10 protein-coding genes and 1 pseudogene are annotated in these 13,564 nt (G+C 42.2%); 10 read left to right on the top strand and 1 reads right to left on the bottom strand.

All coding sequences use genetic code 11. The features are described 5' to 3' along the window. The first annotated feature begins 44 nt into the window (after positions 1 to 44). From AEX56_RS03460 to AEX56_RS03440, 5 genes are read left to right on the top strand one after another with little or no spacing between them, the layout of a single operon-like run. Complete coding sequence (locus AEX56_RS03460) at positions 45 to 971, top strand: glycosyltransferase family 2 protein (RefSeq protein WP_049617897.1); 927 nt, start codon at positions 45 to 47, stop codon at positions 969 to 971. A gap of 17 nt (positions 972 to 988) precedes the next feature. Then, positions 989 to 1,642 (top strand): uracil-DNA glycosylase, encoded by a 654-nt coding sequence (locus tag AEX56_RS03455; protein WP_049617896.1) that lies wholly within the window; start codon positions 989 to 991, stop codon positions 1,640 to 1,642. Further along, positions 1,643 to 2,119 (top strand): NUDIX hydrolase, encoded by a 477-nt coding sequence (locus AEX56_RS03450; RefSeq protein WP_049617895.1) that lies wholly within the window; start codon positions 1,643 to 1,645, stop codon positions 2,117 to 2,119. It abuts the gene before it with no gap. Further along, positions 2,120 to 2,446, top strand: coding sequence for a MazG nucleotide pyrophosphohydrolase domain-containing protein (locus AEX56_RS03445; protein WP_049617894.1), 327 nt, complete (start codon positions 2,120 to 2,122; stop codon positions 2,444 to 2,446). A 10-nt stretch (positions 2,447 to 2,456) separates the two neighbouring features. Next, on the top strand, positions 2,457 to 3,725 hold the full coding sequence (locus tag AEX56_RS03440) for a dihydroorotase (RefSeq protein ID WP_049617893.1): 1,269 nt from the start codon (positions 2,457 to 2,459) through the stop codon (positions 3,723 to 3,725). Between the two features lie 24 nt (positions 3,726 to 3,749). Here the strand turns inward: AEX56_RS03440 and plsY are convergent, their stop codons facing one another. Then, entirely contained in the window at positions 3,750 to 4,391 is a 642-nt protein-coding gene (gene plsY / locus AEX56_RS03435) for a glycerol-3-phosphate 1-O-acyltransferase PlsY (RefSeq protein WP_049617892.1), read from the bottom strand. Between the two features lie 130 nt (positions 4,392 to 4,521). On the opposite strand from plsY, the gene parE reads away from it, so the two are divergent. The 5 genes and pseudogenes from parE (at position 4,522) to AEX56_RS03410 (ending at position 13,452) form a co-directional block, all read left to right on the top strand. Next, the gene (gene parE, locus AEX56_RS03430) at positions 4,522 to 6,471 is read left to right on the top strand and encodes a DNA topoisomerase IV subunit B (protein WP_049618249.1); all 1,950 of its coding nucleotides are present in this window, start codon (positions 4,522 to 4,524) and stop codon (positions 6,469 to 6,471) included. Positions 6,472 to 6,535: 64 nt separating this feature from the next. Next, a complete protein-coding gene (locus tag AEX56_RS03425) occupies positions 6,536 to 6,958 on the top strand; it encodes a YkvA family protein (protein ID WP_049617891.1) in 423 nt (140 codons plus the stop codon). Between the two features lie 437 nt (positions 6,959 to 7,395). Further along, positions 7,396 to 9,679: pseudogene (locus tag AEX56_RS03420) on the top strand (DNA gyrase subunit A). Positions 9,680 to 9,761: 82 nt separating this feature from the next. After that, the gene (locus AEX56_RS03415; RefSeq protein WP_049617890.1) at positions 9,762 to 12,305 is read left to right on the top strand and encodes a M1 family metallopeptidase; all 2,544 of its coding nucleotides are present in this window, start codon (positions 9,762 to 9,764) and stop codon (positions 12,303 to 12,305) included. Between the two features lie 121 nt (positions 12,306 to 12,426). Continuing rightward, positions 12,427 to 13,452 carry a branched-chain amino acid aminotransferase gene (locus tag AEX56_RS03410; RefSeq protein ID WP_049617889.1) on the top strand — a complete coding sequence of 342 codons (1,026 nt, stop codon included), beginning with the start codon at positions 12,427 to 12,429 and terminating at the stop codon, positions 13,450 to 13,452. Positions 13,453 to 13,564: the final 112 nt, after the last annotated feature.

Here is a 13,564-nt window from a genome sequence, read left to right as displayed (position 1 = left end):
AGCAGTTTTAGTGTACAATGTTGACAAGAAAGTACGAGGTCTTTATGCTGATATCTGTTGTTGTTCCTTGTTTTAATGAGGAAGAAGCACTACCTATTTTTTACCAAAGAATGGAAACAGTACGGGCGAGTATGGACTATGAACTGGAGTATATTTTTATTAATGATGGTTCCAGGGATAATACCTTGCAGGTCTTGCGAGAGTTACAAGGGGCAGACAAGGCAGTTCGGTATTTGTCGTTCTCAAGGAATTTTGGCAAGGAAGCAGCCCTATATGCAGGTTTGCAGGCGGCAAAGGGGGCCTTGGTTACTGTCATGGATGTTGATTTGCAGGATCCACCAGAATTGTTAAAAGAAATGACAACTTTACTAGAGGCAGATGCGGATTTAGACTGTGCTGGCTGTCGTCGAGCGACACGGGATGGTGAGCCACCGATTCGTTCATTCTTTGCGCGTCTCTTTTACCGGATAATCAACCATATTTCGAATGTAGAACTGGTAGATGGAGCACGCGATTTTCGTCTTATGCGTCGTCCAATGGTGGATGCTATTTTGGAAGTAACAGAATATAATCGCTTTTGTAAAGGAATTTTTGCTTGGGTTGGTTTTAACACCGTTTATTTGCCTTATAAAAATGTAGAGCGTGTGGCTGGTGAGACTTCTTGGAGTTTCTGGTCCTTATTACGCTATTCTATGGAAGGTATTGTGAACTTTTCTGATACTCCCCTTGATATTTCATCTTTTGTTGGATTTTTCACCTTTTTACTTTCTCTTATTGGTGCAGCAATCGTTATCTTTAAAACGCTTGCGTATGGCGATCCGACCATTGGTTGGCCTTCAGTCATTTGTATCATTTTGTTTGTAGGGGGGATTCAGCTCATGACCATTGGCGTTTTAGGTAAATATATATCAAAAATTTTCTTGGAAACAAAGAAACGTCCTTTGTACTTAGTGAAGGAAAAAAGCGAGTAGTAGAGTGAGGAAAAACAATGGAACATTCAAGTTGGCATGATTTAATCAAGGCGGAATTGCCTGAACATTATTTTGGAAAAATCAATGACTTTTTGGATAAGGTCTACCAAAGTGGAACCATTTATCCATCGCGTGACAAGGTATTTGCTGCGATTCAAACCACAGCTTTAGAAGACGTTAAGGTCGTGATTTTAGGGCAGGATCCATATCATGGACCGCACCAAGCGCAAGGCTTATCCTTTTCCGTACCGAATGATTTACCACCTCCGCCATCTCTCCGAAATATTCTGGAAGAATTAGCAGCAGATGTTGGTGTCAAGAAAGATCATGATTTGACGCCTTGGGCATTGCAAGGTGTGTTATTGCTCAATGCTTGCTTAACAGTCCCTGCAGGAAATGCAAACGGTCATGCGGGTTTGGTTTGGGAGCCATTCACGGATACCGTCATCAAAGTGGTCAATCAGAAGAAAGAGCCTGTAGTTTTCATCCTATGGGGTGGATATGCACGTAAGAAAAAAGCTCTGATTACGAATCCTCAGCATTTGATTTTGGAAAGTGCACATCCAAGTCCCTTGTCCTCTTATAGAGGATTTTTTGGGAGTCGTCCATTTTCAAAAACCAACGATTTTTTAGAAAAAACAGGGCAGCTGCCCATAGATTGGACCAAGTAAATGGTAGAATTAGCAACGATTTGTTATATCGATAATGGTAAGGAGTTTTTGCTCCTGCATCGCAATAAAAAGCCTAACGATGTCCATGAGGGCAAATGGATTGGAGTCGGGGGCAAATTTGAAGCGGGAGAAACGCCAGAAGAATGCGCAAAACGCGAGATTTTAGAGGAGACAGGCCTCCTAGCAAAGGAATTATCCTTACAAGGCATCATTATTTTTCCCGAATTTACACCAGAAAATGACTGGTATACCTATGTGTTTCGAGTGAAGGATTTTGAAGGCCAAGTCAAAGAATGTGACGAGGGAACCTTGGAATGGGTGCCCTATGATGAAATTTTGAAGAAACCAACTTGGGAAGGGGATTTAACCTTTTTATCTTGGATTTTAGAAGAAAAACCATTTTTTTCAGCCAAGTTCTCTTATGTGGACAATAGTTTAAGAGATCAAAGTGTCGTTTTTTATGAAAGGAAAGCTTAAATGACAGAATTGAACATCACAGATTGGCAGGCTTATTTGGCCAATCGCTACGCAGGTGGTCAGGAGCAGTCGCTTTTCATGAAGCTGGTTGAAGAAATGGGTGAAGTTGCCGAAGTCCTCAACCAAAAAGCTGGACGGAAGGCAACAGAAGTGGAAGACTTACAAAAGGAACTTGGGCTTGAACTAGTTGATGTGATTCATTATGCGGTAGCCATTGCAGCAGTCAACAATTTGAATCTAAATCAATTGATTTTTGAAAAGGATGAAAGAGCCTCTGTCAAATATGGACACACGATGAACCTTACAAAGTTTTTAGCTAAAAAATAGGAGAAAGCCAATGTTATTGATCAAAAATGGTCGTGTCATGGATCCCAAATCTGGTCTAGATAAGGTTATGGATGTCTTGGTTGATAAGGGAATTATTCAGAAAATGGGGGAAGTCCTCCATGATGAGGGTGCCCAAATCATCGATGCGACAGGCTTGATTGTGGCTCCAGGTTTAGTTGATGTTCATGTGCATTTTCGGGAGCCTGGTCAAACACACAAGGAAGACATTCATGCAGGGGCTTTGGCTGCAGCCGCGGGCGGCTTTACCTCTGTTGTCATGATGGCCAATACCATGCCGACTATTTCATCGATAGAGATTTTGAAAGAGGTTCTAAGCTCCGCTGCCAAAGAAGCTATTCACGTCCATACGGTTGCCACCATTACCCATGAATTTGACGGTCAGCATTTGACGGATTTTGCAGGTCTCATTGAAAATGGTGCTGCCGCTTTGTCTGATGATGGTATACCTCTGACAGATGCAGGAGTGGTGCGTAAGGCCATGCAAAGAGCTGCAGATTTGGATATTTTGCTGTCCCTTCACGAGGAAGACCCGCTGTTAAATGGTATTCTGGGTCTCAACGAATCCATTGCAGCTAAACATTTTCATATTTGCGGCGCAACTGGTGTGGCCGAATACAGTATGATTGCGCGGGATGTGATGATTGCCTATGAAACGCAGGCAAAGGTCCATATTCAGCACTTATCTAAGGCAGAGTCGGTCAAAGTAGTCGAATTTGCCCAGAGATTGGGTGCAAACGTCAGTGCAGAAGTAGCGCCCCAGCATTTTTCACGGACGGAAGATTTGCTAGTGACTAAGGGTGCTAGTGCCAAGATGAATCCACCCTTACGCACCGAAACGGATCGCTTGGCTCTTATTGAAGGCCTTAAATCGGGGATTATTTCTGTCATCGCGACAGACCATGCACCTCATCATGCTGATGAAAAAAATGTTGCAGATGTGACCAAGGCTCCATCTGGTATGACTGGCTTGGAAACTTCCTTATCGCTTGGTTTGACTCATTTGGTCGAAGAGGGACATCTGGCACTCATGGAATTGTTGCAAAAAATGACCATCAACCCTGCTAAACTGTATGGCTTAGAAGCTGGCTTTTTTGCTGAAAATAGCAAAGCTGATTTGGTCATTTTCTCTGATAAGGAGACAAGAGTGGTCAGTGAGAACTTCCATTCCAAGGCAGACAATTCTCCCTTTATCGGTGATACGTTGACGGGTGTGATCAAATATACCATCTGCGATGGGAAAATCGTTTTTCAAGCATAAAAAAATGACGAGCCCCTGCTCGTCTTATTTTTTTGGATTCTGTTTGGAAAGATTGAGTCCAAAAGGAACTAGATTTTCTTTGCCTTGCAAAATACGTTCGATATTTTCTTTATGTCGGATGATAATAACCGATGCAATCAGAATAATGAGAATGGTGAAAATGAGGTCATATTCTGGAAGAATGAATCCTATAGCGGGGAAAAGGAGCACTCCAAGGATGCCAACCACTGAAACTGTCACGCTGGACAAGGAAATCATACCAAATAGGAAAAGTGTAACGGCAAAAACGACGGCGAGGAAGAAGAGAAAGTTTGGTGCAAAGCCCAATAAAACTCCCGCACTAGTTGCCACAGCTTTTCCGCCTTTAAATTGGGCAAAAACTGGGAAAGTATGTCCTAAAACGGCAAAAAAACCAACAACAAGTGGAGAAACCGCTACTCCACCAAACCAAATTGGTAATAGTACAGCTAGTGTCCCTTTTAACATATCTACGGTGAGGGTGATTGTTCCTGCTTTTTTCCCCAGAATTCGGAATGTGTTGGTTGTTCCCATATTGCCAGAGCCGTGTTCTCTTAAGTTGGTATTGTAAAATCGTTTTCCAATCCAAAGGCCAGTTGGGATGGACCCTAACAAATAAGCAATCAAAATAAAAAGTAATGTTTCCATGGAACTATTATACCATAAAGCCCATTTTGTAAGACGCTTAATCTCTTATTTATAGGAAACAGAAGAATTGTTTTGCAAATTTTGGAAAAAACTTGTAATATAGAAAAGATGAATACATTTGGAGGCTCTTTTGGCTAAAAAAGAAATAAATTTACAAAACTATAATGATGATGCCATTCAGGTACTAGAAGGATTGGATGCGGTCCGTAAGCGTCCTGGTATGTATATCGGGTCGACCGATGGTACTGGACTTCATCACCTTGTCTGGGAAATCGTTGATAATGCAGTCGATGAAGCATTGTCTGGTTTCGGTGATAAAATTGAAGTCACTCTCAATAAGGACGGTTCTGTCAGTGTAACAGATAGCGGTCGTGGGATGCCTACAGGAAAGCATGCTATGGGTCTTCCAACGGTTGAGGTTATCTTTACCGTTCTCCATGCCGGTGGTAAATTCGGTCAAGGCGGCTATAAGACTTCTGGTGGTCTTCACGGTGTGGGATCCTCAGTCGTCAATGCCTTATCAGCATGGCTAGAAGTAGAAATTACGCGTGATGGTGCGGTTTATAAACAAGGCTTTGAAAATGGTGGGAAACCAGTTACAACATTGAAAAAGATAGGCACTGCACCTAAGTCTAAAACGGGAACAAAAGTCACTTTTATGCCCGATGATACGATTTTTTCAACGACTGATTTCAAATTCAATACTATTTGTGAACGTCTCAAGGAATCAGCTTTTCTCTTGAAAAATGTGACAATGGTGCTGACAGATCTTCGTGGAGATGATCCTGTTCAGGAATCCTTCCAGTATGAAAATGGGGTTCAGGATTTTGTGTCTTATCTCAATGAAGACAAGGAATTGTTGACGCCTGTCATTTATTTTGAAGGACAAGATCAAGGTTTCCAAGTTGAGATTGCCATGCAGTACAACGATGGATTTTCTGATAATATCCTATCCTTTGTTAACAATGTCCGTACTAAGGATGGCGGTACCCATGAAACAGGTCTCAAATCTGCCATTACGAAAGCGATGAACGACTATGCTCGGAAAACTGGTCTGCTCAAGGAAAAAGACAAAAACTTAGAAGGTTCAGACTACCGTGAAGGCTTGTCAGCGGTGCTATCTATTCTGGTTCCTGAGGAACATTTGCAATTTGAAGGACAAACCAAAGATAAACTCGGCTCGCCACTGGCTCGTCCAATTGTGGATGGGGTTGTTTCCGAAAAATTAACCTTCTTCCTTTTGGAAAATGGAGAATTGGCTTCTAATCTCATTCGTAAGGCTATTAAGGCGCGGGATGCCAGAGAAGCGGCGCGTAAAGCTCGTGATGAAAGCCGAAATGGCAAAAAAAATAAGAAGGATAAGGGTCTCTTGTCTGGTAAATTAACGCCAGCCCAATCCAAAAATGCCAAGAAGAATGAGTTATACCTAGTCGAGGGGGATTCAGCCGGTGGTTCTGCTAAGCAAGGGCGCGACCGCAAATTCCAAGCCATTTTGCCACTCCGTGGTAAGGTTTTGAATACCGAAAAAGCCAAGATGTCGGACATCCTCAAAAATGAAGAAATCAATACTATGATTTATACCATTGGGGCAGGAGTTGGTGCTGATTTTAGCCTAGATGACATCAATTATGATAAAATTATTATAATGACAGATGCGGATACAGATGGTGCCCACATTCAGACCCTGCTTTTGACATTCTTTTATCGCTACATGCGTCCCCTTGTTGAAGCTGGCCATGTTTACATTGCTCTACCTCCTTTGTACAAGATGTCCAAAGGGAAAGGCAAAAAAGAAGTGGTCGAGTATGCTTGGAGCGATGGCGAGTTAGAAGAACTTCGTCAAAAATTTGGCAAAGGGGCGATGCTTCAGCGTTACAAAGGTCTTGGTGAAATGAATGCCGATCAACTTTGGGAAACGACTATGAATCCTGAGACACGGACTCTCATTCGTGTGACCATTGATGATTTGGCGCGTGCCGAACGTCGCGTATCTGTCCTTATGGGGGATAAGCCAGCCCCACGCCGCCAATGGATTGAAGATAATGTCCGATTTACATTGGAGGAGAACACTGTCTTTTAAAAAAATCGACCTCTCACTCTGAAAATTTCACGATTTTCCACCTCTCAAAAAAAGGAAGTAACCTATGAAATTCTTTCGTTTTAATCAGAAAAAAGCTGTGCAAGAACTTGAAAAAGGTCTCGAAAAATCAAAAGTTCTTTTGAAAAACCAAAATAAATTAGAAGCATTTTTAGAAGAATTAGAAGAAAAAATGAAATCTGTTCCCCTTGTTGGAAAGTATTTGTCTATCTTACCAGTCCTGACTTCAATGGTACGCGCGTATCTCACAAAAGAATATGACAAGGCACCAGTTGGTGCTATTGCGGCGATTGTCAGTGCACTTGTTTACTTTGTATCACCAATCGACGTAATCTTAGACGGTATTCCATTCCTTGGTTTCTTGGATGATGCAGCCGTTATTGGTGCCTGCCTTAAATTAGTTCAATCTGATGTTGATGACTATAAAGCATGGCGCGCGCAACGCCAAAACCATATTCTTGAGGGGTAAGCTTTTGTAAAATAGAGGATAAAAGGAGTAACCAAGTTGCTCCTTTACTTGAGAAGATTAACACTATTTCAATTAAGACAAGCGTGTTCAGTTAATTTTTCAAACCGAGCACGTTCTAAAGATTTGAGAAAATCATAGATGCTCCTTGTGTGCAACACATGGCGTTAATTCTCTATTTTTCTACCGCGCTGTCTTTATCTTACTAAAAAAGAATCGAATACGGGACTAAAAACTAAATGAGGAAAGCGCTGTTTTCCTCATTTACGGATTAAAACAATCCACTGAACTGTTTTAACGTCCCTTTGCTCTTTGTATCTTATGAAAGGAATTGAATACGCCCTGAAAGCTTTGGAAAAAAGATAGATATCCCTTGTGTGCTAGCCACACTGCGGAGGTCTCCTATTTTTCATTTACTTTCTTAACGGGTTTTATATCCTATGTCTAACATTCAAAACATGTCCCTTGAGGACATCATGGGAGAGCGCTTTGGGCGCTATTCCAAATACATTATTCAGGAGCGTGCGCTTCCTGATATTCGTGATGGGCTTAAACCTGTTCAGCGACGCATCCTTTATTCTATGCATAAGGATGGCAATACTTTTGAAAAAGGCTACCGCAAATCAGCTAAATCAGTTGGTAATATCATGGGGAATTTTCACCCCCATGGCGATAGCTCTATTTATGATGCCATGGTCCGTATGTCTCAGGATTGGAAAAACCGTGAAATCTTAGTTGAAATGCACGGAAACAACGGTTCTATGGATGGAGATCCACCTGCGGCTATGCGTTATACTGAGGCTCGCTTGTCGGAAATCTCAGGCTATCTTTTGCAGGATATCGACAAGAAGACTGTGCCTTGGGCTTGGAACTTTGACGATACGGAAAAAGAACCAACTGTCTTACCTGCTGCCTTTCCAAATCTTTTGGTCAACGGAGCGACAGGGATTTCTGCTGGCTACGCAACGGATATTCCACCGCATAATCTGGCGGAAGTGATTGATGCTGTGGTCTATATGATTGACCATCCGACTGCTAAATTGGACAAGCTAATGGAATTCTTGCTTGGACCAGATTTTCCAACGGGTGGCATTATCCAAGGTAAGGATGAAATCCGCAAAGCCTACGAAACGGGGAAAGGGCGCGTGGTTGTCCAATCTCGCACCGAAATCGAAGATCTCAAAGGCGGCAAACAACAAATCATCGTGACGGAGATTCCATACGAGATTAATAAATCAGTCTTGGTTAAGAAAATTGACGATGTCCGTGTTAATAACAAGGTACCTGGCATTGCTGAAGTGCGTGATGAGTGGCCATTGACAACTTTACGCCACGTCAAGTTGGTTTGGTCAAAATTTTGTCCAGCTATATTGCTCACCGTAAGGATATTATTGTGGCAAGGTCTAAGTTTGACAAGGAAAAAGCGGAGAAACGTCTTCATATCGTAGAAGGTGTCATTCGTGTGATTTCTATTTTGGACGAGGTTATTGCTCTCATCCGTCGGAAGAGCAAGCCGAGGCTATCGTGACCTTGCAACTCTACCGTTTGACCAATACAGACATCGTAACCTTGCAAGAAGAAGAAGCAGATTTGCGTCAGAAAATTGCAGAGCTGGCAGCCATTATTGGTGATGAGCGTACTATGTACAATGTCATGAAGCGTGAACTTCGTGACATCAAGAAAACCTTTGGCAATGCTCGTCGTTCTGAATTGCAAGCTCAGGCGGTTACCATTGAAATTGACACCGCCAGTCTGATCGTGGAAGAAGAGACATTTGTCAGTGTCACTCGTGGCGGTTACATCAAGCGGACTAGTCTGCGTTCTTTCAATGCATCAACTATTGATGAAATCGGAAAACGGGATGACGATGAATTGATTTTCTATGCACAGACTAAGACAACTCAGCATCTGCTGATGTTCACAACCTTAGGCAATGTTATTTATCGTCCTGTTCACGAATTGACCGATATTCGTTGGAAAGACATCGGTGAGCATTTGTCGCAGACCATTACTAACTTTGCGACGGATGAAGAAGTGCTCTATGCAGAAATCGTTGATACTTTTGAAACGGGTACTTATTTCGCAGTGACCAAGTTGGGGCAAATCAAGCGCGTGGAGCGTAAGGAATTCACTCCGTGGCGAACTTATAAGTCCAAATCAGTCAAATATGCTAAAATCAAGGATGATAGCGACAGCATCATTGCAGTATCGCCTATTCTCATGGATGATGTGCTGCTGGTAACGCACAATGGTTATGCTCTGCGATTTAATATCGAAGAAGTACCAGTTGTCGGTGCCAAAGCGGCAGGTGTCAAGGCCATTAACCTCAAGGATGGGGATGTGGTGCAGGCGGCCTTTATTGCCAATACCAAGTCCTTCTATATCCTCACACAGCGTGGTAGCGTCAAACGGACAGCGATAGATGATATTCCGCTTGCTAAGCGGGCTGGTCGTGGTCTTCAAGTCTTGCGTGAGCTCAAGAGTAAGCCTCATCGCATCTTTATGGCAGGACCCGTTTTTGCGGAAAATAGCGGAGCGGAATTGGATTTGTTTGCGACTGAGCCAGTCAAGAGTGAAGAGCAAATTCTCCTTGTCACCTCTAAAACAGGCGACACCAAAGAAATCAATTTGTCTGATTTGGGAATTTCTGAGCGGACAAGCAATGGCAGCTTCATCTCAGACACCATTTCAGATCAGGAAGTGTTTGCGGCTAAGATAAAATAAAAAACGAAAGACAGGTTGGATTTTCTCCATCTTGTCTTTTTGTGTTACAATGCTAGTGAAAGAAAACGAAAAGGAGAATACAATGACAAGTGTAAAACGTTTGATCGAAAGATTTGTGCCCGAGCACTATGATTTATTTTTAGATATCAGCCGTGAAAGCAAAAGTTTTTCAGGTCGAGTCATCTTTACTGGTGAAGCAAAAGCAGAAAGAATTTCTCTTCATCAAAAGGATTTGACCATTGCAGCCGTCCGATTGGCTGAAACTGAATTGAAATTTACCATGGATGATGCCAATGAGGCTCTGCATATTGATCTTGGAAAGACTGGTGCAGTCGAGTTAACCTTAGAATTTTCGGGTCGTATCACTGATAATATGACAGGAATTTATCCGTCCTACTACACAGTTGATGGGCTGAAGAAAGAAGTCATTTCGACCCAGTTTGAGAGTCACTTTGCGCGTGAAGCCTTCCCGTCTGTAGATGAGCCAGAAGCCAAAGCAACCTTTGATTTTTCGGTAAAATTTGATCAAGAAGAAGACGAAATCGCCCTTTCAAATATGCCTGAAATCAAGAGCGACGAGCGTAAGAAAACTGGAGTTTGGACCTTTGATACGACACCCCGTATGTCTTCTTACTTACTAGCATTTGCGCTAGGAGATTTGCATGGGAAAACCGCTCATACCAAGAATGGCACTTTGGTTGGCTCTTATGCAACAAAGGCTCATCAGTTGAGCGAGTTGGATTTCTCTTTGGATATCGCAGTGCGTGTCATCGAATTTTATGAAGATTATTTTGGTGTTCGTTACCCGATTCCACAATGTTTGCATGTTGGTTTACCAGATTTCTCTGCAGGTGCTATGGAAAACTGGGGTCTTGTGACCTATCGTGAAGTGTATTTGCTGGTTGATGAAAATTCTACTGTATCTAGCCGTCAGCAAGTTGCTCTCGTGATTGCTCATGAAGTTGCCCACCAATGGTTCGGTAACCTTGTCACCATGAAGTGGTGGGATGACCTTTGGCTTAACGAGTCCTTTGCCAATATGATGGAGTATGTTGCTATTGATGCCATTGAGCCAAGTTGGAATATATTGGAACATTTCCAAACGAGTGGTATCCAAGCAGCTTTGAAGCGTGATGCCACAGACGGTGTGCAATCAGTGCATGTCGAAGTCCACCATCCTGACGAGATTAATACCCTCTTTGATGCGGCCATCGTCTATGCAAAAGTTAGTCGTCTCATGCATATGTTGCGTCGTTGGTTGGGTGATGAGGATTTCCGCAAAGGATTGAAGATTTACTTCGAACGTCATCAGTATGGAAACACCGTTGGTCGTGATTTGTGGAATGCACTTTCTCAAGCTTCAGGTCGTGATGTAGCAGGATTTATGGATTCATGGTTAGAGCAACCTGGGTACCCATTGGTGACAGCGACAGTTGAAAACGATCAATTGATCTTGACTCAGGAGCAGTTTTTCATCGGTCAAAATGACCCTAAAGGACGCCTCTGGCAAGTTCCTCTAAACAGCAATTGGACTGGCTTGCCGGATACTCTGACAGAAGAAAAATTAGTGATTCCAAACTTCAGTCAGTTGGCAAGCCAAAATAGCGAAGCTCTGCAATTGAACACAGATAACACAGCACACTATTTGACTGCCTATGAAGGACATCTCATGGATGAGTTATTGACTTCTTGGGAAAATCTAGATAAGATTTCTAAATTACAAGTCTTGCAAGAACGCCGATTCTTAGCTGAAAGTGGTGTCATTTCTTACAGTGAATTACTTCCTTTGGTCGCTAATTTGACAGATGAGCAAGATTCAGCAGTTTTAGGTGCTATTTCGCTAGTTTTAGGTGGCTTACAACGATTTACTGATGAAGGTACGCCTGAAGAAAAAGAATTTAAAGAACTAGTCGCTCATATTTTTGCTAAAAATTATGACCGTCTTGGTTTTGAGAAGAAAGATGGCGAATCAGATGAAGATGAATTAGTACGAGGATTCGCAGTGGGCTATATGCTCTATGCAGATCATGAGTCAGCCGTTGAACGTGCGAAAGAAATCTTCCAACAATATAAAGACAATATTGCAGCGATTCCAGCGGCTATTCGTGCAGATGTATTGATTAACCAAGTCAAACATGCTGAAAGCAAGGAGTTGACAGACTTGCTCTTACAAGCCTATATTGATACCAACGATGGTATTTTCCAACGCCAATTGGTAGCAGCTCTTGCGGAAACTAAGGAAGAATCAGTCCTAACAACCTTAGTTGCTGCTTTTGAAAATAAAGACATTATCAAACCACAAGACTTATCGCTTTGGTACTCTAATTTCCTTCGCAAGCCTTTCTCTCAAGAAATGGTGTGGACTTGGGCGCGTGATGATTGGGATTGGATTAAAGCTGCTCTAGGTGGCGATATGAGCTTTGACAGCTTTGTTGTAATCCCAGCAGCTATCTTTAAGACAGAAGAACGCTTGGCAGAATATAAAGCCTTCTTTGAGCCACAATTGACGGATATGGCTCTCAGTCGTAACATTGAAATGGGTATCAAAGATATTCAAGCACGTATTGACTTGGTTGCAAAAGACAAAGAAGCAGTGTTGTCAGCGCTTAAAAATAGTGTTAAATAAAAGAAGTGGGTGATTCCTCTTCTTTTCGTTTATAGAATTTTCTGAAAATCATTTGATTTTTTTAGATAGAAGCGATACAATACATTTTATAATTGACCTGAAAAGATAAAGGGGAGAACTTATGACAGTAGATATTGATTGGGAGAACCTTGGATTTTCCTATATGAAATTGCCTTATCGTTTTTTAACGACTTACAAGGATGGAGAGTGGGCAGAAGGTGGTTTGACCGAGGATGCGACTTTGCATATCTCTGAAAGTTCGCCTAGCTTGCATTATGGGCAGCAGGCGTTTGAAGGACTCAAAGCTTATCGGACAAAAAGCGGAAGCATTCAATTATTCCGTCCAAATCAAAATGCGGAGCGTTTGCAACGAACGGCAGATCGCTTACTCATGCCGCAAGTGCCAACGGATTTATTTATTAAAGCCTGTAAAGAAGTGGTCAAAGCCAATCATGAATATGTCCCGCCCTATGGTTCAGGTGGGACACTTTACCTTCGTCCCCTTTTAATTGGAGTTGGGGATATTATTGGCGTCAAACCTGCGGAAGAATACATTTTTACTGTATTTGCTATGCCTGTTGGAAATTATTTCAAAGGAGGCTTGGCTCCGACTAATTTCCTTATTCAAGAAGATTATGATCGTGCTGCTCCACATGGAACAGGCGCTGCTAAGGTCGGAGGCAACTATGCTGCCAGTCTCTTACCTGGACAAGTGGCTAAAAAAGCTGGATTTTCTGATGTGATTTATTTGGACCCTGCAACTCACACTAAGATTGAAGAAGTGGGTTCTGCCAATTTCTTTGGCATCACAGCCAATAACGAATTTATTACACCTATTGGTCCATCCATCTTGCCATCTATTACAAAATATTCTTTGCTTTATTTAGCAGAGCATCGTTTAGGCATGACTGCCATTGAGGGCGATGTGAGAGTGGATGAGTTAGATAAATTCGTCGAGGCAGGTGCATGTGGTACGGCAGCTGTTATTTCGCCTATTGGTGGAGTACAGCATGGTGATGACTTCCATATCTTTTACAGTGAAACAAAAGTTGGTCCAATTACCAAGAAACTCTATCATGAATTGACTGGCATCCAATTTGGAGATATTCAAGCTCCAGAAGGTTGGATTATTCCCGTTGAAGTTTAAATATGAGCTTTTGTTCTACAAATAAATACCTTCAATTAATTCCTTGCTCATAACTAGATGAAATAAAATTACCACGCATTAGAAAACGCTTTCTTTTAGAGAGAAAATGGTA

The sequence above is a fragment of the Streptococcus sp. X13SY08 genome (assembly GCF_001182825.2).
In the GTDB taxonomy this organism is placed as follows: Bacteria; Bacillota; Bacilli; order Lactobacillales; family Streptococcaceae; genus Streptococcus.
Note: the sequence above shows the minus strand (reverse complement) of the source record. Positions and strands in the feature narration are given on the sequence as shown.